21 protein-coding genes are annotated in these 23,155 nt (G+C 60.3%); 14 read left to right on the top strand and 7 right to left on the bottom strand.

Annotated elements, in window-relative coordinates:
- Positions 1–376 precede the first annotated feature (376 nt).
- Positions 377–1,318: an AEC family transporter gene (locus tag H8F23_RS03335; RefSeq protein ID WP_194933414.1), complete on the top strand. Its 942-nt coding sequence runs from the start codon at positions 377–379 to the stop codon at positions 1,316–1,318.
- Positions 1,319–1,402: 84 nt separating this feature from the next.
- On the opposite strand, the gene H8F23_RS03330 is transcribed toward H8F23_RS03335, so the two are convergent.
- From H8F23_RS03330 to gatC, 6 genes are all read right to left on the bottom strand, one after another.
- The gene (locus H8F23_RS03330; RefSeq protein WP_007915345.1) at positions 1,403–1,780 is read right to left on the bottom strand and encodes a carboxymuconolactone decarboxylase family protein; all 378 of its coding nucleotides are present in this window, start codon (positions 1,778–1,780) and stop codon (positions 1,403–1,405) included.
- Positions 1,777–2,838 carry a calcium/sodium antiporter gene (locus H8F23_RS03325; protein WP_194933413.1) on the bottom strand — a complete coding sequence of 354 codons (1,062 nt, stop codon included), beginning with the start codon at positions 2,836–2,838 and terminating at the stop codon, positions 1,777–1,779. The genes H8F23_RS03330 and H8F23_RS03325 overlap by 4 nt, the downstream gene beginning before the upstream one ends.
- A gap of 46 nt (positions 2,839–2,884) precedes the next feature.
- Complete coding sequence (locus H8F23_RS03320; RefSeq protein WP_093435918.1) at positions 2,885–3,259, bottom strand: septal ring lytic transglycosylase RlpA family protein; 375 nt, start codon at positions 3,257–3,259, stop codon at positions 2,885–2,887.
- A 148-nt stretch (positions 3,260–3,407) separates the two neighbouring features.
- Positions 3,408–4,853 carry an Asp-tRNA(Asn)/Glu-tRNA(Gln) amidotransferase subunit GatB gene (gatB, locus tag H8F23_RS03315; RefSeq protein ID WP_123451664.1) on the bottom strand — a complete coding sequence of 482 codons (1,446 nt, stop codon included), beginning with the start codon at positions 4,851–4,853 and terminating at the stop codon, positions 3,408–3,410.
- A gap of 10 nt (positions 4,854–4,863) precedes the next feature.
- Positions 4,864–6,315 (bottom strand): Asp-tRNA(Asn)/Glu-tRNA(Gln) amidotransferase subunit GatA, encoded by a 1,452-nt coding sequence (gene gatA / locus H8F23_RS03310; RefSeq protein ID WP_093435926.1) that lies wholly within the window; start codon positions 6,313–6,315, stop codon positions 4,864–4,866.
- A gap of 16 nt (positions 6,316–6,331) precedes the next feature.
- Positions 6,332–6,619, bottom strand: coding sequence for an Asp-tRNA(Asn)/Glu-tRNA(Gln) amidotransferase subunit GatC (gatC, locus tag H8F23_RS03305; RefSeq protein ID WP_007901429.1), 288 nt, complete (start codon positions 6,617–6,619; stop codon positions 6,332–6,334).
- A gap of 211 nt (positions 6,620–6,830) precedes the next feature.
- On the opposite strand from gatC, the gene mreB reads away from it, so the two are divergent.
- The 8 genes from mreB (at position 6,831) to tldD (ending at position 18,011) form a co-directional block, all read left to right on the top strand.
- Positions 6,831–7,868, top strand: coding sequence for a rod shape-determining protein MreB (gene mreB / locus H8F23_RS03300; protein WP_002555108.1), 1,038 nt, complete (start codon positions 6,831–6,833; stop codon positions 7,866–7,868).
- 141 nt (positions 7,869–8,009) lie between these two features.
- Complete coding sequence (gene mreC, locus H8F23_RS03295; RefSeq protein WP_194933488.1) at positions 8,010–9,122, top strand: rod shape-determining protein MreC; 1,113 nt, start codon at positions 8,010–8,012, stop codon at positions 9,120–9,122.
- Entirely contained in the window at positions 9,122–9,613 is a 492-nt protein-coding gene (gene mreD / locus H8F23_RS03290; protein ID WP_034154468.1) for a rod shape-determining protein MreD, read from the top strand. Before mreC ends, mreD begins: the two co-directional genes overlap by 1 nt.
- Positions 9,614–9,650: 37 nt before the next feature.
- Positions 9,651–10,247: a Maf family protein gene (locus H8F23_RS03285; RefSeq protein WP_194933412.1), complete on the top strand. Its 597-nt coding sequence runs from the start codon at positions 9,651–9,653 to the stop codon at positions 10,245–10,247.
- Positions 10,248–10,305: 58 nt separating this feature from the next.
- Positions 10,306–11,763 carry a ribonuclease G gene (gene rng / locus H8F23_RS03280; RefSeq protein WP_007915369.1) on the top strand — a complete coding sequence of 486 codons (1,458 nt, stop codon included), beginning with the start codon at positions 10,306–10,308 and terminating at the stop codon, positions 11,761–11,763.
- A 75-nt stretch (positions 11,764–11,838) separates the two neighbouring features.
- A complete protein-coding gene (locus tag H8F23_RS03275) occupies positions 11,839–15,645 on the top strand; it encodes a YhdP family protein (protein ID WP_194933411.1) in 3,807 nt (1,268 codons plus the stop codon).
- A 58-nt stretch (positions 15,646–15,703) separates the two neighbouring features.
- On the top strand, positions 15,704–16,564 hold the full coding sequence (locus tag H8F23_RS03270) for a carbon-nitrogen hydrolase family protein (protein WP_194933410.1): 861 nt from the start codon (positions 15,704–15,706) through the stop codon (positions 16,562–16,564).
- A 4-nt stretch (positions 16,565–16,568) separates the two neighbouring features.
- Positions 16,569–18,011 carry a metalloprotease TldD gene (gene tldD / locus H8F23_RS03265; protein ID WP_034154473.1) on the top strand — a complete coding sequence of 481 codons (1,443 nt, stop codon included), beginning with the start codon at positions 16,569–16,571 and terminating at the stop codon, positions 18,009–18,011.
- A gap of 51 nt (positions 18,012–18,062) precedes the next feature.
- On the opposite strand, the gene yjgA is transcribed toward tldD, so the two are convergent.
- A complete protein-coding gene (yjgA, locus tag H8F23_RS03260) occupies positions 18,063–18,587 on the bottom strand; it encodes a ribosome biogenesis factor YjgA (RefSeq protein WP_007915377.1) in 525 nt (174 codons plus the stop codon).
- 108 nt (positions 18,588–18,695) lie between these two features.
- Between yjgA and pmbA the strand changes: the two genes are divergently transcribed.
- The 5 genes from pmbA to H8F23_RS03235 all read left to right on the top strand — a co-directional run bounded on the left by pmbA (position 18,696) and on the right by H8F23_RS03235 (position 23,137).
- Positions 18,696–20,042 (top strand): metalloprotease PmbA, encoded by a 1,347-nt coding sequence (pmbA, locus tag H8F23_RS03255; protein ID WP_093435945.1) that lies wholly within the window; start codon positions 18,696–18,698, stop codon positions 20,040–20,042.
- Positions 20,043–20,291: 249 nt separating this feature from the next.
- Complete coding sequence (locus H8F23_RS03250; RefSeq protein WP_194933409.1) at positions 20,292–20,699, top strand: FagA protein; 408 nt, start codon at positions 20,292–20,294, stop codon at positions 20,697–20,699.
- A complete protein-coding gene (locus tag H8F23_RS03245) occupies positions 20,680–22,056 on the top strand; it encodes a class II fumarate hydratase (protein WP_194933408.1) in 1,377 nt (458 codons plus the stop codon). The genes H8F23_RS03250 and H8F23_RS03245 overlap by 20 nt, the downstream gene beginning before the upstream one ends.
- Positions 22,057–22,083: 27 nt before the next feature.
- Entirely contained in the window at positions 22,084–22,524 is a 441-nt protein-coding gene (locus H8F23_RS03240; RefSeq protein WP_016984162.1) for a hypothetical protein, read from the top strand.
- A 1-nt stretch (position 22,525) separates the two neighbouring features.
- Entirely contained in the window at positions 22,526–23,137 is a 612-nt protein-coding gene (locus H8F23_RS03235) for a superoxide dismutase (protein WP_194933407.1), read from the top strand.
- Positions 23,138–23,155: the final 18 nt, after the last annotated feature.

The raw sequence follows: 23,155 nt of genomic DNA, 5'->3' as shown, positions 1-23,155 counted from the left end.
GGCTTGGCCCTCACCCCAGCCCTCTCCCAGAGGGAGAGGGGGCCGACCGAGGTGTCTGGCGCTATACATCGACTTGAAATACCGAGTTGATTATGGATTCAACGAAGTCATTTCAGGTCGATGGATTTCTGCAATATCCCCCGATCGGTCCCCTCTCCTTCGGGGAGAGGGTTAGGGTGAGGGGCTGATCGAGTTGTCTGGCGCTATACATCGACTTGAAATACCGAGTTGATTATGGATTCAACGAAGTCATTTCAGGTCGATGGATTTCTGCAATATCCCCCGATCGGTCCCCTCTCCCTCTGGGAGAGGGCTAGGGTGAGGGGCTTTTGCTTTATCATTGGCCACTAACGACGCTCACCCAAGGCTCCCCGGCATGCTGGCAATCTTCCTCGAAACCCTGAACATCACCGCGCCGGTGTTTGCCATGCTGTTTCTCGGTGTGCTGCTCAAGCGCATCGACTGGATCAACGACAATTTCATCCACACCGCCTCGTCGCTGGTGTTCAACGTGACCATGCCGGCGCTGCTGTTCCTCGGCATTCTGCACGCCGACCTGCACGCCGCGTTGCAACCGTCCCTGCTGATCTATTTTTCCCTCGCCACGCTGGTGAGTTTTGCCCTGGCCTGGGGCTGGGCGATTTTCAAATGCCCGCGTGACGATCGCGGCATCTACACCCAAGGCGCGTTTCGCGGCAACAACGGCGTGATCGGTCTGGCACTGGCGGCGAGCATGTATGGCGATTACGGGATTTCCCTCGGGGCGATTCTCGCGGCGCTGGTGATCCTGTTTTACAACACGCTGTCGACCATCGTGCTGGCGGTGTACAGCCCGGTGATCAAGTCCGATCCGTGGAGCATCTGCAAAAGCGTGTTCAGCAATCCGTTGATCATCAGCGTGATTGCGGCGGCGCCATTTGCCTATTTCAAGATCGGTTTGCCGGGCTGGCTGGAAACTTCCGGCCAGTATCTGGCGCAGACCACCTTGCCATTGGCGCTGATCTGCATTGGCGGCACGTTGTCGCTGGCGGCATTGCGCAAGAGCGGTAGCATGGCCCTCAGTTCCAGCCTGGTGAAGATGATCGGTCTACCGGTGCTGGCGACGCTGGGTGCGTGGTTGTGGGGCTTTCGCGGGGCGGAGCTGGGGATTCTGTTTCTGTACTTCGGCAGCCCGACGGCGGCGGCGAGTTTCGTCATGGCCCGGGCGGCGCAGGGCAATCATGAACTGGCGGCGGCGATTATCGTGATGACCACATTGATGGCGGCGATTACCACCAATGTCGGGATTTTCGTTTTGCAGTGGGGTGGGTGGATATAAAGGCAAGATCAAAAGATCGCAGCCTTCGGCAGCTCCTACAGGAGACCGCATTTCCATGTAGGAGCTGCCGAAGGCTGCGATCTTTTAGCTTTTCTCGTAACTGTCGATCACTTCCTGCGCCGCGCGAAACGCATCGATCGCCGCCGGCACGCCGGCATACACTGCGCAATGCAGCAGCGCCTCACGAATCTCGTCGACCGTGCAGCCATTGTTCAGCGCACCGCGCACGTGGCCTTTCAACTCTTGCGGGCACTTCAGTGCCGTCAGCGCGGCGAGGGTGATCAGGCTGCGGGTTTTCAACGGCAGACCTTCGCGATTCCACACGCCGCCCCAGGCATGTTCATTGACGAAATCCTGCAACGGTTGGGTGAACTCGGTGGCGTTGCCCAGCGCGCGATCAACAAACGCATCGCCCATTACCTGGCGGCGGACTTCAACCCCGGACTTCTTCGATTCGGTCATGGCATATCCCTTTTGTGGTGTTGGCGGTGCCAGGCGCGGATCGACGTGAACAGCAGAAACGTCAACAGCGTCGGCAAGACATAAAACAGCATCAGCCGCTCAAGCTTGCCGGCCAGCGGCATGCCGGTGGTGAACGACACCACGTGCAGTCCGTACGCCAGGTACAAACCGAGCAACAGCAAACCTTCGGCGCGCGTCACGCGGTAGCCGGAATAGAACACCGGCAGGCACAGTGCGGCGACGCCGAGCATCACCGGCAGGTCGAAATCCAGTGCGTTCGGCGACACCGACAGCGGCGTCGGTGCGATCAATGCGGTCAGGCCGAGCACCCCGAGCAGGTTGAACAGGTTGGCGCCGATCACGTTGCCGACGGCGATGTCGCGTTGTCCGCGCAAGGCTGCGATCAATGACGTAGCCAGTTCCGGCAGCGACGTGCCGACGGCGACCACAGTCAGGCCAATCACTCGCTCGGAGAATCCCAGGTCGGTGGCCACCACGACAGCGGCGCCCAGCAGCAGATGCCCGGCAAACACCAGCATCGCCAAACCGATAACAATCATCAGCAGGCTGCTGAACCACGAGGCTTGCGCCGTTTCAGGTTGTTCCGAATGCGGTCGCGTCGAATGCCGTGACTGGCGCAGCAGTAAACCGAGATACAGCGCCAAGGCCGCCAACAACAGGATGCCGTCGAAGCGCCCGATCTCTTCATTCCATGCCAGCACGAATACCAGCAGGCTGGCACCGATCATCAGCGGAATATCCAGGCGCACCAGTTGCCGCGAGACGCGCAGAGGAATGATCAGCGCGGAAAGCCCGAGGGTGACAAGGATGTTGAAGATGCTGCTGCCGACCACACTGCCGACGGCGATGTCCGGGTTATGCGCCAGCGCCGCTTGCAGGCTGACGGCCATTTGCGGTGCGCTGCTGCCGAGGGCGACGATGGTCAGGCCGATGATCAGCGGTCGCACATGCAGGCGTGCTGCCAGACGTACCGCTGCGCGCACCATCAGTTCGGCGCCGAAGATCAGCAGGCATAGGCCAGCGAGCAGTTCGATCACACTGATCAGGGGTAAATCGGCTAATCCGAAAATGGTCAGCGCTCCATCAGTCGTCGAGGGCCTGCACGCGAACCCGCGCGGTGCCGCTGCGCAGCATGCCGAGTTGTTCGGCAGCCTCGCGGGACACATCGATCAGGCGTCCACGGGTATGCGGGCCACGGTCGTTGATGCGGACCACAACGGATTCATCGTTTTTCAGGTTGGTGACCTTCACCCGCGTGCCAAAGGGTAGCTGGCGGTGGGCGGCGGTCAGGGAATTCTGGTTGAACGGCTCGCCACTGGCGGTCCGTTTACCGTGGTGCTTGGCACCGTAATAAGAGGCGACACCGGTCTGGTCGTAACCGTGCGGGTCGATGATATCGGTGCTGGCGCAACCGGCCAGCAAGGAGAGCAGGGCGAAAAGGCTGAGCAGACGCTTCATTCAAGGTTTCCCAAAAACAAATGCAGGAGTGAGCCTGCTCGCGATAGCGCAATGTCAGACACCGGAAAAGTGACTGTCAAATCGCTATCGCGAGCAGGCTCACTCCTACAGGGGATGGAGCCAGGCTGTTTGTCTGGCTCCATTTTCATCAGCCTTCGAGCTTGCTTTTCAGCAATTCGTTCACTTGCTGCGGGTTGGCTTTGCCTTTCGACGCTTTCATCGCCTGACCGACAAAGAAGCCGAACATCTTGCCGCGTTTGGCTTCATCCGCCGCACGATACTGTTCAACCTGCTCGGCGTTGGCCGCGAGCATTTCGTCCAGTACCGCCGAGATCGCACCGCTGTCGGTAACCTGTTTCAGGCCACGTTTCTCGATGATTTCGTCCGCGCTGCCTTCACCGTTGGCCATCGCTTCGAACACCACTTTGGCGATCTTGCCGGAGATGGTGTTGTCCTTGATGCGTTGCAGCATGCCGCCCAGCAGTTCAGCGGAAACCGGCGATTCGTCGATGTCCAGGCCTTGCTTGTTGAGCAGGCTGCCCAACTCGACCATCACCCAGTTCGCCGCCAGTTTCGCGTCGCCGCCGATGGCTGCAACTTTCTCGAAGTAGTCCGCTTGCTCACGGCTGGTGGCCAGCACGTTGGCGTCGTAGGCCGACAGACCGAACTGGCTCTGGAAGCGCTCGCGTTTTTGCGGTGGCAGTTCCGGCAGGGTGGCGCGCACCTCGCCGAGGAACGACTCTTCGATGACCACCGGCAGCAGGTCCGGATCGGGGAAGTAACGGTAGTCGTTGGCTTCCTCTTTCGAGCGCATCGGACGGGTCTCGTCCTTGTTTGGATCGTACAGACGCGTCTGCTGGATCACTTTGCCGCCGTCTTCGATCAGCTCGATCTGACGCTGGATCTCGGTGTTGATCGCCTTCTCGATGAAGCGGAACGAGTTGACGTTCTTGATCTCGCAGCGCGTGCCGAACTCAACCTGACCTTTCGGGCGTACCGATACGTTGCAGTCGCAACGCAGCGAACCTTCGGCCATGTTGCCATCGCAAATACCCAGGTAACGCACCAGTGCGTGGATCGCCTTGACGTAAGCCACGGCTTCCTTGGCGCTGCGCATGTCCGGCTCGGACACGATTTCCAGCAGCGGTGTGCCGGCACGGTTCAGGTCGATGCCGGTGGCACCGTTGAATTCTTCGTGCAGGCTCTTGCCGGCGTCTTCTTCCAGGTGCGCGCGGGTGATGCCGACACGTTTGACCGTGCCATCTTCCAGGGCGATGTCCAGGTGACCCTTGCCGACGATCGGCAATTCCATCTGGCTGATCTGATAGCCCTTCGGCAAGTCCGGGTAGAAGTAGTTCTTGCGGGCGAACACGTTGTGCTGACCGATCTCGGCGTCAATCGCCAGACCGAACATCACCGCCATGCGCACCGCTTCCTGGTTCAGCACCGGCAGAACGCCGGGCATGCCCAGGTCGATCAGGCTGGCCTGGGTGTTCGGCTCGGAACCGAACGTGGTGGAACTACCGGAAAAGATTTTCGACCGGGTAGTGAGCTGAGTGTGAATCTCCAGCCCGATCACGACTTCCCATTGCATGTGTGTCTCCTCAGAAGCCGGTTGGGGTGCGGGTGTGCCAGTCAGTGTTGAGCTGATACTGGTGGGCAACGTTCAACAGGCGACCTTCCTGGAAATACGGCGCGAGCAACTGCACGCCCACCGGCAGACCGTCGACAAAACCGGCCGGCATCGACAGGCCCGGCAGGCCCGCGAGGTTGGCGGTGATGGTGTAGACGTCTTCCAGATAGGCAGCGACCGGGTCGCTGTTCTTGGCGCCGAGTTTCCAGGCCGGGTTCGGCGTGGTCGGGCCGAGGATGATGTCGACCTCATTAAAGGCAGCCATGAAGTCGTTCTTCACCAGGCGACGGATCTTCTGCGCTTTCAGGTAGTAGGCGTCGTAGTAACCGGCGGACAGCGCGTAGGCACCGACCATGATCCGGCGCTGCACTTCCGCGCCGAAGCCTTCGCCACGGGAGCGCTTGTACAGGTCGATCAGGTTTTCCGGGTTCTCGCAGCGATGGCCGAAGCGCACGCCGTCGAAACGCGACAGGTTCGAGGAGGCTTCTGCCGGCGCGATCACGTAGTACGCAGGAATTGCGTGCTGCATGTTCGGCAGGCTGATTTCCTTGATCACCGCACCGAGCTTCTGCAGCTCTTTAATGCTGTTCTGGATCAGCTCGGCGATGCGTGGGTCGAGACCGGCGCTGAAGTATTCCTTCGGCACGCCGATGCGCAGGCCTTGCAGCGAGTCGCCCAGGCTGGCGGAATAATCCGGCACCGGCTCATCGATGCTGGTCGAGTCGTTCTGATCGAAGCCAGCCATACCTTGCAACAAAATTGCGCAGTCTTCGGCAGTGCGTGCCAACGGCCCGCCCTGATCGAGGCTCGAGGCGTAAGCGATCATGCCCCAGCGCGAAACACGACCGTAGGTCGGTTTCAGGCCAGTGAGGTTGGTGAACGCGGCGGGCTGACGGATCGAACCACCGGTGTCAGTGGCGGTGGCCGCTGGCAACAGACGAGCGGCAACGGCGGCTGCCGAACCACCGGACGAACCGCCCGGCACGTGTTCCAGGTTCCACGGGTTTTTCACCGCGCCGTACCAGCTCGACTCGTTGGCCGACCCCATGGCGAATTCGTCCATGTTGGTCTTGCCCAAAGTCACCGCGCCGGCAGCCGCCAGCTTCGCGACCACGGTGGCGTCGTACGGGGCTTTGAAGTTGTCGAGCATCTTCGAGCCGCAGCTGGTGCGAATGCCCTGGGTGCAGAACAGGTCTTTGTGAGCGATCGGCGCACCGAGCAGGGCGCCGCTCTCACCGTTGGCGCGGCGTGCATCGGCGGCTTTCGCCTGCTCGAGCGCCAGCTCTTCGGTGAGGCTGATGAAACTGTTGAGCTGCGGATCGAGCTGGGTGATGCGCGCCAGCAGGACTTTGGTCAGCTCTTCGGAGGAAAACTTTTTATCGGCGAGACCGCGGGCGATCTCGGCCAGAGTCATTTGATGCATTGCAGGCTCTTTCCCTTTAGTCGATGACTTTCGGAACCAGATACAGGCCGTTTTCGACCGCTGGTGCGATGGACTGGTAGGCCTCGCGGTGATTGGTCTCGGTCACAACGTCGGCGCGCAGGCGCTGACTGGCTTCCAGCGGGTGGGCCAGAGGCTCGATTCCGTCGGTATTAACAGCCTGCATTTCGTCGACCAGACCGAGAATGCTGTTGAGGGCGGAAGTAATGTGTGGAAGATCGGCATCATTGAGGCCAAGGCAGGCCAGATGAGCGATTTTTTCCACGTCGGAGCGTTCTAGCGCCATCGGGATTCTCCTGTGGAAAACAGAACGGACGGCGTCCGTGTGTTAGATTGTCGGAACACTACCGCACTTCTACGGTCATAAGGCCGCGATTGTGGGGCTTGGTGCACAGAAAAGCGGCCAATTTAACATATTGGCGCCTTGCCCAAAATCCCTGTCGTTGTTAGAGTTTGCCGCACTTTTTTACCCACGCGTTGCCTAGGGTCCCTTTCCCATGTTCAAGAAACTGCGTGGCATGTTTTCCAGCGATCTTTCCATTGACCTGGGCACTGCCAACACCCTTATTTACGTGCGCGAGCGCGGTATCGTCCTGAATGAGCCATCGGTTGTGGCCATTCGGACACACGGTAACCAGAAAAGTGTCGTTGCTGTCGGCACTGAGGCCAAGCGCATGCTCGGCCGTACGCCGGGCAACATTGCTGCCATTCGTCCGATGAAAGACGGCGTGATCGCCGACTTCAGCGTCTGCGAAAAGATGCTGCAATACTTTATTAACAAGGTTCACGAAAACAGCTTTCTGCAGCCTAGCCCTCGTGTGCTGATCTGCGTTCCATGCAAATCCACCCAGGTTGAGCGTCGCGCCATCCGTGAATCGGCCCTTGGTGCCGGTGCCCGTGAAGTGTTCCTGATCGAAGAGCCAATGGCCGCTGCGATCGGTGCCGGCCTGCCGGTCGAAGAAGCGCGCGGTTCGATGGTCGTGGATATCGGTGGTGGTACCACTGAAATCGCGCTGATCTCCCTGAACGGTGTGGTCTACGCCGAATCCGTCCGCGTGGGCGGCGACCGCTTCGACGAAGCGATCATCACTTACGTGCGTCGCAACTACGGCAGCCTGATCGGTGAATCCACCGCTGAGCGCATCAAACAGGAAATCGGCACGGCCTACCCGGGCGGCGAAGTTCGCGAAGTCGACGTTCGCGGTCGCAACCTGGCCGAAGGCGTTCCACGCGCATTCACCCTGAACTCCAACGAAGTGCTGGAAGCTCTGCAAGAGTCCCTGGCAACCATCGTTCAGGCTGTGAAAAGTGCCCTGGAGCAATCGCCGCCGGAACTGGCTTCCGACATCGCCGAGCGTGGCCTGGTGCTGACCGGTGGTGGCGCGCTGCTGCGTGACCTCGACAAGTTGCTGGCCCAGGAAACCGGTCTGCCAGTGATCGTTGCCGAAGATCCGCTGACCTGTGTGGCTCGCGGCGGTGGCCGTGCATTGGAAATGATGGATAAGCACACCATGGACCTGCTCTCGAGCGAATAAGTCGCCGAGTGCAATACGTGGGTGAGCGCGCAGGCAGCACTTTGCAGTGCTGCCTGTTGGCGTTTATCTTCTGTCAGTCTTCATCCAGGCCGGTTTGATGCCGTATGAATAAACAGAACATTTGCCTGGGAGGAGCGGCTTATTAAACCGCTTTTCGCCAAGGGCCCTTCGTTGGGCGTGCGCCTGTTGGTGCTGGCCGTGCTATCGATCGCGCTGATGGTGGTCGATGCCCGCTTTGACCTGCTCAAGCCTGCGCGCAAACAAGCGTCGCTGGTGCTGATGGATGCCTACTGGATCACAGACCTGCCGGGTCGCTTGTGGGAAGGTGTCGCCAGCCAGTTCGGCAGCCGCACCGAGCTCGTCGCCGAAAACGAAAAACTCAAGACCGAAAACCTGCTGTTGCAGGGCCGCATGCAAAAGCTTGCCGCCCTTACCGAGCAGAACGTTCGGCTGCGCGAGTTGCTCAATTCTTCTGCACTGGTCAACGAAAAGGTCGAAGTGGCCGAGTTGATCGGTATGGACCCCAACCCGTTCACCCATCGCATCATCATCAATAAAGGTGAGCGCGACGGCGTGGTGCTCGGTCAGCCGGTGCTCGATGCGCGTGGCCTGATGGGCCAGGTGGTCGAGTTGATGCCTTACACCTCGCGTGTCTTGCTGCTCACTGACAGCACACACAGCATTCCCGTACAGGTCAATCGCAACGGGCTGCGGGCCATTGCCAGCGGCACCGGCAACCCTGAGCGCCTGGAATTGCGCCACGTCGCCGACACGGCGGATATCAAGGAAGGCGACCTGTTGGTCAGTTCCGGCCTTGGCCAGCGTTTCCCGGCAGGCTATCCGGTCGCGACCGTGAAGGAAGTGATCCACGATTCCGGTCAGCCGTTTGCCATCGTCCGCGCCGTGCCGACCGCCGCGCTGAATCGCAGCCGTTACATGTTGCTGGTGTTCAGCGACAACCGCACCGCCGAAGAACGTGCCAACGATGCGGCGCAAGCGCAGGAAAATCTTGATGCCTTTGGCGGCGGCCCGATTATTCCGGCCACTGTACCGAAAACCGTGACCCTGCCTGCCGCAGCGGCTACGACGCCCGCGACGCCTGCCGCACCGACCGCCGCCGCTAGCGCCACACCGGCCAAACCTGCGGCAAGCAAACCGCCAGCAGCGGCCAAGCCTCCAACTGCCCAGCCTGCTGCGCGACCTGCGGCCAAACCGCCCGTCAATGCACCAGTGACAACCGGGAGACAAGAATAATGGTCGGGGCTACCGCATCGCGTAACGGCTGGATTGTCTGGCTGACGTTTGTTGTCGGCATACTCCTGAGCGTGTCGCCATTGCCGATTTTCATGGAAATCCTGCGCCCGCTATGGCTGGCCTTGCTCCTGACATTCTGGGCTTTGTATATGCCGCACACAGTGGGCATGGTCACGGCGTTTTGCCTGGGCCTGGCCGAAGACGTGCTGCAGGGCGATCTGCTCGGTCAGAACGCGCTGATCCTGACACTGATCACCTTCCTCGTATTGTCATTGCAGCAACGCCTGCGGATGTTCCCGATGTGGCAACAATGCCTGGTGATTCTGGTGATCTTCGGCCTCGCGCAACTGGTGCAACTGTGGCTCAGTGCCTTGACCGGTAACCGTCAACCAACCCTGGCGCTGGTACTTCCAGCGCTGGTCAGTGCCTTGCTCTGGCCTTGGGTCAGCTTTGCCCTACGCGGATTGCGCCGACGCTACAAAATCAATTGAGCCGGTGAAGCAGGGCACTGAACAGGGAGATGTTTTGATGAAGCCGCTTTACCTCGCCTCCGGATCGCCGCGTCGGCGTGAATTGCTCACGCAGGTCGGCATTCCGTTCTCCGCCATCAGTGCGGATATCGACGAAACCCCATCACCCGAAGAGTCGCCCTCGGCCTATGTCGAACGCTTGGCGCGCGGCAAAGCCGAGGCCGGACGCCGCACGGTCGTGTCCACTCAGCCATTCTGCGTGCTGGGTGCTGACACTGCCGTGGTGCTGGACGGCAAAATTCTGGGCAAACCGGTGGACGAAGCCGATGCATGCGCCATGCTGATGATGTTGTCCGGCAGGGAGCATGAAGTGCTGACCGCCATTGCCGTGCTTGAAGACGAGCGCTGCGAGTCGCGGGTGGTGCGCAGTCTGGTGCGGTTTCGCGCGATCAGCATTGAGGAAGCGGCCGTTTACTGGGCCAGTGGCGAGCCACGGGACAAGGCCGGTGGTTATGGCATTCAGGGGCTCGGCGCGGTGTTTGTCGCGGGCCTCAATGGCAGTTACTCGGCGGTGGTCGGGTTGCCTGTTTGCGAAACCGCAGAACTGTTAGGCCATTTCGGCATACCCTGTTGGCAAAACCTGAACGCGCCATAAGCGTCGTACCCATCCAGATGCGGCCATTATCGTGAACATGCCTGAACGAGATCCTGCCATGAGTGAAGAGATTCTGATCAACATCACGCCGATGGAGTCGCGCGTGGCGGTGGTCGAAAACGGTGTGCTGCAAGAAGTCCACGTTGAGCGCACACAAAAGCGCGGGATTGTCGGCAACATCTATAAAGGCAAGATCGTCCGCGTGCTGCCGGGTATGCAGGCAGCGTTTGTCGACATCGGCCTGGACCGCGCGGCATTCATTCACGCCGCCGAAATTTCTCTACGTGAAGGTCCTGCGGTCGAAAGTATCAGCGCGTTGGTCCACGAAGGCCAAAGCCTGGTGGTGCAAGTCACCAAGGACCCGATCGGTTCCAAAGGCGCGCGCTTGACCACGCAGCTGTCGATACCTTCGCGTTATCTGGTCTACATGCCGCGCACCGCCCACGTCGGCATCTCTTTGAAAATCGAAGACGAAGCCGAACGCGAACGCCTCAAGCAGGTGGTCAGTGATTGCGTGGCCAAGGAAGGGATCAAGGAGGCCGGTGGTTTCATTCTGCGCACCGCCGCCGAAGGCGCTGGCGCCGATGAAATCCTCATGGACATCCGATACCTGCGACGCCTGTGGGATCAGATCAACGAACAGATTAAAACCATTGCCGCGCCGAGTGTGATTTACGAAGACCTCGGTCTGGCGTTGCGTACGCTGCGTGATCTGGTCAACCCGAAGATCGAGAAGATCCGCATCGATTCCCGGGAAACCTTTCAGAAAACCACGCAGTTCGTCGCCGAATTGATGCCGGAAATCGCCGATCGTCTGGAACACTACCCGGGTGAACGACCGATTTTCGACCTGTATGGCGTCGAAGACGAAATCCAGAAAGCCCTCGAACGCAAGGTGCCGCTGAAATCCGGTGGCTATCTGGTGGTGGATCCGGCGGAAGCCATGACCACCATCGATGTGAACACCGGGGCTTTCGTCGGCCATCGCAACCTCGAAGAAACCATCTTCAAGACCAATCTCGAAGCGGCCACCGCGATCGCCCGGCAAATGCGCCTGCGCAATCTGGGCGGGATCATCATCATCGACTTCATCGACATGGAAGATGAAGAGCACCAACGCCAAGTGTTGCGCACCTTGGAAAAACAGCTGGAGCGTGATCACGCCAAGACCAACATCATCGGCATCACCGAGTTGGGCCTGGTGCAGATGACCCGCAAGCGTACCCGCGAAAGTCTCGAGCAAGTGCTGTGTGAACCGTGCAGCAGTTGTCAGGGGCGCGGCAAGCTCAAGACTGCGGAAACCATCTGTTACGAGATCTTCCGCGAGATCCTTCGCGAGGCCCGGGCCTATCAGGCCGAGGGTTATCGGGTGTTGGCGAACCAGAAAGTGGTGGATCGTTTGCTTGACGAAGAATCCGGTAACGTCGCCGAGCTTGAAGGGTTTATCGGTCGCACCATACGCTTCCAGGTGGAAACCATGTATTCCCAGGAACAATATGACGTGGTGCTGCTCTGATCCCCTGCGTCACTTTTATTCCACCGCGGCTGGCCTCAGCTTTTCGCAGTATTTTTGCCATGGGAGCCAACTGACATGGAGCGTCTGACACGCATTCTGGCCACACTCACCCGCTGGGGGCTGGGCCTGTGCGCGTTGGTTCTGGTGTTGATGGCGTTGTACGTCAGTCTCGGTCGTGAGCTGACCCCGCTGGTGGCCGAATATCGCGCCGACATCGAAGACAAGGGGAGTGCCGCCCTCGGCATGCCGTTGCAGATCGGCGAACTTGAAGGCAACTGGAGCGGTTTTGCGCCGATCCTGCTGGCCCATGATGTGATGGTCGGCGCTGGCGCCAATGCGTTGCGTCTGGATCGAGTGCGCGCGGTACCGGATCTTTGGGCCAGCCTGTTGGCGCGCGAAGTGCGCATTGCCCATCTTGAACTCAACGGCCTGAAAATCAGCCTCAAGGAAGCCGAGGACGGCACTTGGGCGCTGGAAGGTCTGCCGGTGCAGAACGATCAGCCGCTCGACCCGCAGCAACTGTTCAATCGTTCGCAAATGATTCAGCAACTGTCGGTGCTCGACAGTCAGGTGACTTTGCAACCGCTGGATCACGCGCCGCTGACTCTCACCTATGTCGGCCTCAATCTGAAAACCGGCGCCAGCCGTCAACGGCTCGATGCGCGTTTGACCTTGCCGGATGGCCAGCCCGTTGCACTGAGCCTGCGCACGCGGATTCGCCCGGAGCAATGGCAGGACAGTGTGGTGGACGGTTATGCCAGCCTGCCGCAAAGCGACTGGTCGAAGTGGCTGCCAGAGCGTCTTACCCAACAATGGAATTTTTCCGAGATCAAGGCCGGCGGCGAACTTTGGGTCAATTGGGCCAAGGGCACACTGCAAAGTGCGGCGCTCCGTTTGAACGCGCCGCAACTGACCGGCGCTTACGCCGAGCGCAAGCCGATCCAGATCAATAATCTGGCGCTTAACGCCTACTACGAGAACAGCGCCGAGGGCGCGACCGTTACCCTCGATTCGCTGGCGATGAGTTTCGGCGAAAACCGTTGGGAGTCTCATGTCCAACTGAAGCAGACGCGCGCAACCGACAAGGTGGACGAGCTCTGGCACTTGCAGGCGGATCGTCTCGATCTGACTCCGATCACCCCGTTGCTCAATGCGTTGGGGCCGTTGCCGCAAGGTTTGGCCACGGCCGTTGATCATCTGAAAGTCACCGGTGGACTGCGCAATGTGCTGCTGGATTTTCGCCCCAATGCCACCGATGGCAACAAATTCAGTTTCGCCACCAATCTGGACAATGTTGGTTTCGATGCCTATCACGGCGCTCCGGCAGCACGAAACGTCAGTGGTAGCCTCAGCGGTAACCTCGACGGTGGCGAGTTGCGCATGGACAGCAAGGATTTTGTCCTGCACCTCGACCCGATTTTCGCCAAGCCATGGCAGTACATTCAGGCCAACGCACGCCTGACCTGGAAGCTCGACAAAGACGGCTTCACCCTGATCGCTCCGTACCTGAAGGTGCTTGGCGAGGAAGGCAAGATTGCCGGTGATTTCCTGATACGCCTGCATTTCGACCATAGCCAGGAAGATTACATGGACCTGCGGGTCGGTCTGGTCGAGGGCGATGGTCGCTATACGGCTAAATACCTGCCCGAAGTCTTGAGCCCGGCGCTCGACGAGTGGCTGCGTACGGCCATCCTCAAAGGTGCAGTCGATCAGGGCTTCTTCCAGTATCAGGGCTCGCTGAGCAAAAATGCCGGGGAGGCCGATCGCAGCATCAGTCTGTTCTTCAAAGTGCACGACGCTGAACTGGCGTTCCAGCCGGGCTGGCCGCACGTGAGCAAGGTCAGTGGCGACGTGTTCATCGAAGACAGTGGTGTGCGGATCGTGGCCGACAAGGGCCAGTTGCTCGACACTCAAGTCAGCGATGTCTTCGTCAATATTCCCCATGTGCCGGCCGGACAACATACGCATATGTTCCTCGATGGCGCCTTTGCCGGTGGGTTGGGGGATGGCTTGAAGATTCTTCAGGAAGCGCCGATCGGCACCGGTGAGACCTTTGCCGGATGGGAAGGGGCGGGTGATCTGCAAGGCAAGCTCAAACTGGACATCCCGCTGGACAAGGGCGGCGACCTGCCGAAGATTCTGGTCGACTTCAAAACCGCCAATGCGCGCCTGAAACTCGCCGAGCCTAAGCTTGAGCTGACCCAACTCAAGGGTGATTTCCGCTTTGACAGCGCCAAAGGACTCAGCGGGCAGAACATCGCCGCGCGGGCGTTCGACAAACCGGTGACCGCGCAGATCTTCGCTGATGGCAGCCCCGGCAAGCTCAAGACCCGGGTTGCCGCATCCGGCCAGGTCGAAGTGAAGAAACTCACCGACTGGCTAGGCGTGACGCAACCATTGCCGGTTTCCGGGACCATTCCTTATCAGTTGCAATTGAATCTGGACGGCGCCGACAGCCAGTTGATGGTCATTTCCAGCATGAAGGGTGTGGCGGTGGATCTGCCGGCACCGTTCGGTATGGCGGCAGATGTCGGACGCGATACCGTGTTTCGCATGACTTTGCAGGGGCAGGAGCGGCGTTATTGGGTCAACTACGACCAACTGGCCAATTTCACCTTCGCCGCACCGCCGAGCAATTTTGCCGAGGGCCGTGGCGAATTGTTCCTCGGTGCCGGCGAAGCGGTGCTGCCGGGCGCCAAAGGCTTGCGGGTTCGCGGGGTGCTCTCGGAACTGGACGTCGCGCCGTGGCAGGATCTGGTGAACAAATACGCCGGGCAGGATCCGGGCGGCAGCGCCAAGCAATTGCTCAACAGTGCTGATTTCAAAGTCGGCAAGCTCACGGCACTCGGGACCACGCTGGATCAGGCATCAGTGCAGGTCAATCGCAAACCGGGCGCATGGAATCTGGCTCTCGACAGCCAGCAGGCCAAGGGCTCGGCGAGCCTGCCGGACGCCAAGGGCGTGCCGATTGCGGTCAATCTGCAATACGTGAAACTGCCAGCACCAGACCCGACGGTACAGGCTGACGAAAATTCGCCAGACCCGTTGGCGTCGGTCGATCCGACGAAGATTCCGGCGCTGGACATCACCATCAATCAACTGTTTCTCGGACCGGATCTGGTCGGCGGATGGTCGCTCAAAGTGCGACCGACCGCGAAAGGCATCGCCCTGAACAACCTCGACATGGGCCTCAAAGGCATCCTGTTGCAGGGCAACGGCGGCTGGGAAGGTGCGCCGGGGGCGACCAATAGCTGGTTCAAGGGCCGGATTGGCGGCAAGAATCTCGCCGATGTCCTCAAGGGGTGGGGCTTTGCGCCGAGCGTGACCAGCGAAGAATTTCATATGGACGTCGATGGCCGTTGGCCGGGCTCGCCGGCCTGGCTGGCGACCAAGCGCTTCTCCGGCACCCTTGATGCGTCGTTGAACAAAGGTCAGTTCGTTGAAGTGGAGGGCGGCGCGCAGGCGTTGCGAGTGTTTGGCCTGCTTAACTTCAACTCCATCGGCCGGCGTCTGCGTCTGGACTTCTCCGATCTGTTCGGCAAAGGCTTGAGCTACGACCGGGTCAAAGGCCTGTTGGTGGCAAATAACGGTGTGTATGTCACCCGCGAACCGATTCGCCTGACCGGTCCTTCGAGCAACATTGAGCTGGACGGTACGCTGGATCTGGTCGGTGATCAGGTGGACGCCAAGTTGCTGGTGACCTTGCCGGTGACCAACAACCTGCCGATTGCGGCGCTGATCGTCGGCGCACCGGCGGTCGGCGGCGCGTTGTTCCTGATCGACAAGCTGATCGGTGACCGCGTGGCGCGCTTTGCCAGTGTGAAATACACCGTCAAAGGCCCATGGAAAGAGCCGAAAATCACCTTCGACAAGCCTTTTTGAACAGCCAGCCACTGAACCGATGGAGTAGCATGGCCGCATATCTCTTGCGGAGTTCGCCATGTCTTTAGCGGTGATTCAAATGGTCAGCCAGAGCGACGTGCTGGCCAATCTGGCCCAGGCCCGGCGCCTGCTCGAACAGGCTGCTGCCGGCGGCGCGATGCTGGCGGTGCTGCCGGAAAACTTCGCCGCTATGGGCCGTCGCGATATCGCTGACATCGGCCGTGCCGAAGCAATGGGTGAAGGGCCGATCCTGCCGTGGTTGAAACAGACCGCCCGCGACCTCAAGTTATGGATAGTGGCCGGTACTTTGCCGTTGCCGCCGCTGGATCAACCGACGGCCAAGGCCAAGGCCTGCTCGCTGCTGCTCGATGATCAGGGCGAAATCGTTGCCCGCTATGACAAGTTGCATCTGTTCGATGTGGATGTGGCGGACAATCGCGGCCGTTATCGCGAATCCGATGACTATGCTTATGGCAGTGGCGTTGTCGTTGCCGATACGCCCGTGGGGCGAGTCGGTCTGACCGTGTGTTACGACTTGCGCTTTCCCGAGCTGTACAGCGAATTACGTGCCGCCGGTGCCGAGTTGATTACCGCACCGTCAGCCTTTACTGCGGTGACCGGCGCAGCGCATTGGGATGTGCTGATTCGCGCACGCGCCATCGAGACACAGTGTTATGTGCTTGCCGCAGCACAAGGCGGAACCCATCCGGGACCGCGAGAAACGTTCGGCCATGCGGCAATCATCGACCCGTGGGGCCGTGTGCTGGCGAGTCAGGATCAAGGCGAAGCGGTGTTGTTGGCCGAGCGCGATAGCAATGAACAAGCGTCCATCAGGGCGCGAATGCCGGTGACGCGTCATCGGCGGTTTTTCTCGCAGGGCGCACAGCGGCCTGCCTCAGAACACGAATTTAAGGCGTAAACCTATGAGCGAGTTGTTGTCCTCAGTCAGTGATCACCTGTTGGCGCCCGGCGGCGTGACGATCGAGAGCCTGCAAGGCGTGCTCGGCGACCTGGCCGGCCCCGGCATCGACGCCGCCGACCTGTATTTCCAGGGCCAGATTTCCGAATCCTGGGCGCTGGAAGACGGCATCGTCAAGGAAGGCAGCTTCAACCTTGATCAGGGTGTCGGCGTCCGCGCGCAGTCCGGTGAGAAAACCGGTTTTGCCTACAGCAACGCGATCACCCTCGAAGCCCTCGGCGCAGCGGCCCGTGCCGCGCGTTCGATCTCCCGGGCCGGGCAGAACGGCACAGTCCAGGCGTTTACCACTCAAGACGTTGCACAGTTATACGCGCCGGATAACCCGCTGGAAGTGTTGAGCCGCGCCGAGAAAGTCGAGCTGCTCAAGCGCATCGATGTCGCCACCCGCGCACTTGACCCGCGTATCCAGCAGGTCAGCGTCAGCATGGCGGGTGTGTGGGAGCGGATTCTGGTGGCGTCCACCGACGGCGGTCTGGCCGCCGATGTGCGTCCACTGGTGCGTTTCAACGTCAGTGTGATCGTCGAACAGAATGGCCGTCGCGAGCGTGGCGGGCATGGCGGCGGCGGGCGTACCGACTACCGTTATTTCCTCGCCGAAGACCGCGCCATGGGCTATGCCCGTGAAGCGCTGCGTCAGGCGCTGGTAAATCTGGAAGCGATTCCTGCGCCGGCCGGTACGTTGCCGGTGGTGTTGGGTTCGGGCTGGTCCGGTGTGCTGTTGCACGAAGCCGTCGGCCACGGTCTCGAAGGCGACTTCAACCGCAAGGGCAGTTCGGCCTACAGCGGCCGCATGGGCGAAATGGTTGCCTCGAAACTTTGCACTATCGTCGATGACGGCACCTTGAGCGGCCGTCGCGGTTCGCTGAGCGTCGACGACGAGGGCACCCCGACCGAGTGCACCACGCTGATCGAAAACGGCGTACTCAAGGGCTACATGCAGGACAAGCTCAATGCGCGTCTGATGGGCGTGGCCCGCACCGGTAACGGTCGTCGTGAATCCTACGCGCATCTGCCGATGCCACGCATGACCAACACTTACATGCTCGGTGGCGAAAGCGATCCGGCAGAAATCATCGCGTCGGTGAAGAAGGGCATCTACTGCGCCAACCTCGGCGGCGGTCAGGTCGATATCACCAGCGGCAAGTTCGTGTTCTCCACCAGCGAGGCGTATCTGATCGAAGACGGCAAGATCACTGCGCCGGTCAAAGGCGCGACGTTGATCGGCAACGGCCCCGAGGCGATGAGCCGGGTGTCGATGGTCGGTAACGATCTGGCGCTGGACAGCGGTGTGGGCACGTGCGGCAAGGATGGGCAATCGGTGCCGGTAGGCGTGGGCCAGCCGACGCTGAAAATCGATGCGATCACCGTGGGTGGCACGGGCGCATAAGAATAGGTGGAGCTTCGGGTGGCGCGCAGGGCGACCACCCGATGGCGAATATCAACGCAGACCGCGTTGAGTCTCGTCCAGCTCACGGATGTACTTGAAGATCTTGCGGCTGGAAGCAGGAGGTTTGTTTTGCGCAACCTCGTGCTGAGCCTGACGGATCAGGGAACGCAGTTGCTGGCGATCGGCGTCCGGGTACTCGACGACGAATTTTTCCAGCACGGCATCGTCGCCTGCGATCAGGCGATCACGCCAGCGTTCGAGATTGTGGAAACGCTCGTTGTACTGACGAGTCGAGGCATCGAGTTGATCGAGCAGCGTGAGAATCGCGTCAGTGTCCTGATCGCGCATCAGTTTGCCGATGAACTGCAAGTGCCGTTTACGCGCGATGTTCGCGGTGTGCTTGGGCGCATCGGCCAACGCCCGGCGCATAGCGTCGGTCAGCGGCAGTTTTGCGATCAAGTCTGGCTTGAGTGTTGTCAGGCGCTCGCCGAGGTCAACCAGAGCATGCAGCTCGCGTTTGACCTGAGATTTGCTTTTTTCTCCCGTATCGAGGGAGTCGTCGTAAGAATCAACCATGGTGGCAGTCCGCAAAGAAACGCCGCCATGATAACCAGTCGGGGGCCGCTTGTCCGGCCCGGTCGCTCGATGACCCCAGCCGAAAGCAGAATTTGAGTGGAGATGAGCATGAGTGCAGTTCAAAGCGTCGGCCCGCAGGCATTGCCGGCACTGCAGGAACAAGTCGAGCAGATCATCGCCGAAGCCAAGCGTCAGGGCGCCAGTGCCTGCGAAGTCGCGGTGTCGCTGGAGCAGGGATTGTCGACGTCGGTGCGCCAACGAGAGGTCGAAACGGTCGAGTTCAACCGCGATCAGGGCTTTGGCATCACCCTGTATGTGGGCCAGCGCAAAGGCTCGGCCAGCACGTCGGCGACCGGTCCGGATGCGATTCGCGAGACCGTCGCGGCGGCACTGGCCATTGCTAAACACACTTCCGAAGACGAGGCCTCGGGCCTGGCCGATGCGGCGTTGATGGCCAAGGAACAGCACGATTTCGACCTGTTCCACGAGTGGGACATCACCCCGGAGCAGGCCATTGAGAAGGCCTTGCTCTGTGAAGCGGCAGCATTCGACGCCGATGCGCGGATCAAGAATGCCGACGGCACCACCCTCAGCACTCATCAGGGCTGCCGCGTGTACGGCAACAGCCACGGTTTCATTGGTGGCTACGCATCGACGCGGCACAGCCTGAGTTGCGTGATGATTGCCGAGGCCGATGGCCAGATGCAGCGCGATTACTGGTATGACGTAAACCGTCAGGGCACTTTGCTCGCGGATCCGGTAAGCATCGGCCAGCGTGCTGCGCAACGGGCGGCGAGCCGTCTGGGCGCGCGTCCGGTGCCGACTTGCGAAGTGCCGGTGCTGTTTTCCGCAGAACTGGCGGGTGGTCTGTTTGGCAGTTTCCTCTCGGCAGTGTCCGGCGGCAGCCTGTATCGCAAGTCGTCCTTCCTTGAAGGCACCCTGGGGCAGAAGCTGTTCCCGGAATGGCTGACCATCGATGAGCGTCCGCACCTGATGCGCGCGATGGGCAGTGCTTCCTACGACGGTGATGGTCTGGCGACATATGCTAAACCGTTCGTCGAAAAGGGCGAGTTGGTGTCGTATATCCTCGGCACGTACTCCGGACGTAAACTGGGTATGCCGAGCACGGCCAACGCAGGCGGCGTACACAACCTGTTCGTCACCCATGGCGATGAAGACCAGGCTGCACTGTTGAAGCGCATGGGCCGTGGCTTGCTGGTCACCGAATTGATGGGCCATGGCTTGAACATGGTCACCGGCGACTATTCACGCGGAGCGGCGGGTTTCTGGGTCGAAAACGGTGAAATTCAGTTCGCCGTGCAGGAAGTGACCATCGCCGGCAATATGCGCGATATGTTCAAGCAAATCGTCGCGGTCGGTAATGATCTGGAGCTGCGCAGCAACATTCGCACCGGTTCGGTGTTGATCGAACGGATGACTGTCGCGGGCAGCTAAACCCCGGCCGTCACACAAAAGGCGCGCCACCTCATCGGGTGGCGCGCCTTTTTTATTGGCTCCATACAAAACCAATGTGGGAGCGAGCCTGCTCGCGAAAGCGATTTCACGACCGACCGCAGTGGTGACCGGCACGACACCTTCGCGAGCAGGCGCGCTCCCACAATGAAATCTGCATGGTTCGGCGCCCTTGTTTTGGTTCTCATTATCATCTAATAATAAATCTCATTATCGGATGAGCCCCGGATCATGAGTTCTGCCTTGCACGAGCAGCCGTACCTCGAAAGCTGGCGCTGGATGAGTCGCCAGATCCGTTGCGCGATGGATCCCGACGAACCGCGCCTGATCGAACACTATCTGGCCGAGGGCCGGTATCTGGCCTGTTGTACGGCGACTTCTCCCTGGACCATCGCTGAAACCTCCTTCCGTCTGCTGCTCGACACGGCCACCGACATCGCCTTGCCGTGGCATTGGCGCAGCTTCTGTCTCGATCAAGCCTGGCGTCCACTGCGTGAAATGGAGCGCCTGTCCCTGTGCAACTGCCGGCTCCAGCGCTGGCAACGCTACACCTGGCAACTCGCCACCTGCGAATTGCTGCCCTCGATTCCCCTTATTGAACTGGTGCAAGGATTTTCAGATGACCAAGACACGTATTGAGCGCGACAGCATGGGCGAACTGCAGGTGCCGGTGGACGCTCTCTACGGCGCGCAAACCCAGCGCGCGGTGGATAACTTCCCGATTAGCGGCAAACCGATGCCGACGCAATTCATCCGCGCGCTGATCCTCGCCAAAGCCGCCGCCGCCCGCGCCAACGTTGAACTCAACCAGATCAGCGCCGCCCAAGGCAAAGCCATCAGCGACGCCGCGCAAGGCCTGCTCGAAGGCGACTTCATGCAGCATTTCCCGGTGGACATCTTCCAGACCGGTTCCGGCACCAGTTCCAACATGAACGCCAACGAAGTGATCGCCACCCTGGCCAGCCGTCTGCTCGGCGAGCCGGTCAACGCCAACGATCACGTCAACTGCGGCCAGAGCAGCAACGACATCATCCCGACCACCATCCACGTCAGCGCTGCGCTGGCCCTGCACGAACAACTGCTGCCGGCGCTGCTGCACCTGGTGCAAGTGATCGAGCACAAAGCCACGCACGTACATCGCCACGTCAAAACCGGCCGCACGCATTTGATGGACGCAATGCCGGTGCGCATGAGCCAGGTACTGAACGGTTGGGCGCAGCAGCTCAAGGCCAACATCAGTCATCTGCAGGATTTGCTGCCAAGCCTGCAATCCCTAGCGCAGGGTGGCACGGCGGTCGGCACCGGGATCAACGCGCATCCTGAGTTCGCCGCGCGTTTCAGCCGCCAGTTGAGTCAATTGACCGACGTGGAATTTACTCCGGGCAAGGATCTGTTCGCGCTGATCGGCTCGCAGGACACCGCCGTCGCCGTCTCCGGCCAGCTCAAGGCCACTGCGGTGTCGCTGATGAAAATCGCCAACGACCTGCGCTGGATGAACTCCGGCCCGCTTGCCGGCCTCGGTGAAATCGAACTCGAAGCCCTGCAACCGGGCTCGTCGATCATGCCGGGCAAAGTCAATCCGGTGATCCCGGAAGCCACCGCCATGGTCGCCGCACAAGTGATCGGCAACGATTCGGTGATCACCATTGCTGGTCAGTCGGGCAATTTCGAACTGAACGTGATGCTGCCGATCATCGCGCAGAACCTGCTGAGCAGCATCGAGCTGCTGGCCAATTCCAGCCGCTTGCTCGGCGACAAAGCCATCGCCAGTTTCAAGGTGAACGAGTCGCGCCTTAAAGAAGCGTTGTCGCGCAACCCGATTCTGGTGACCGCGCTCAACCCGATCATCGGTTACCAGAAAGCCGCCGAAATCGCCAAGCAGGCCTACAAGGAAGGCCGTGCGGTGATCGACGTCGCCCTGGAACACACCGACCTGTCGCGCAGCCAACTGGAAGAGTTGCTCAACCCCGAGAAACTCACCGCCGGCGGCGTGTAAACCCCGCAACCGCTTTGGAGGCTCACCATGGAGCACTGGAAACGCACGATCGAACGGGCCAATCGCTGCTTCATGCTCGGCGAACTGATCGACGCCCGTGAGGCTTACCTGCAAGCCCTGGCCCTGGCGCAAGTGTTGTTCGAACGCTGGGCGGATGCCGACGAAGCGGTGGCGGCTTGCGTCATCTCCCACCACAACCTGGCCGATCTGCACTTGCGCCTGAATCAGCCAGAGGAGAGCGCCGAATACCTCTGCGCCATTCATCAACGCTTGTTGCAGACCATGCAGGACGAACGTCAGCGCCTGGCCTTGCGTGAAGCGGCGCTGCGCCAGAGCAGCAAGACTTACGTCGAGCTGTTGAATTTCATCAGCGAGCACGGTGAATACCCGCGCACCCAACGCCTGCTGCATCCGGATACCGGCAATGCGCGCCGCGCGCCTGCCCCTCATCACCATGGAGTCCATTGAAATGGCTTTTACCTTGCCTGCCTTGCCTTACGCCTACGACGCGCTCGAACCGCACATCGATGCGCAGACTATGGAGATCCACTACACCAAGCATCACCAGACCTACATCAACAACCTCAACGCCGCCGTAGAAGGCACTGAATACGCCGAATGGCCGGTAGAAAAACTGGTCGCCAGCGTCAAGGATCTACCGGAAAAACTCCGTGCGGCAGTGATCAATCAGGGTGGCGGTCACGCCAATCACTCGCTGTTCTGGGAAGTGATGGTGCCAAGCGGCGGCGGCAAACCGGACGGCGCGCTGGCCAAAGCCATCGATGAGCAATTGGGCGGTCTCGACAGCTTCAAGGAAGCCTTCACCAAAGCCGCACTGACCCGTTTCGGCAGTGGCTGGGCCTGGCTGAGCGTGACCCCGGAGAAAAACCTGCTGGTGGAAAGCAGCGGCAACCAGGACAGCCCCTTGATGAACGGCAACACGCCGATTCTCGGCCTCGATGTCTGGGAGCACGCCTACTACCTGCGCTACCAGAACCGTCGGCCGGAATACATCAACGCCTTTTACAACGTGATCAATTGGCCTGAAGTCGCTGCGCGTTATCAGGCTGCGCTGGTTTAAGTCTTCTATAAAAACAAT

Origin of the sequence: Pseudomonas neuropathica, from assembly GCF_015461835.1 — a bacterium.
In the GTDB taxonomy this organism is placed as follows: Bacteria; Pseudomonadota; Gammaproteobacteria; order Pseudomonadales; family Pseudomonadaceae; genus Aquipseudomonas; species Aquipseudomonas neuropathica.
Note: the sequence above shows the minus strand (reverse complement) of the source record. Positions and strands in the feature narration are given on the sequence as shown.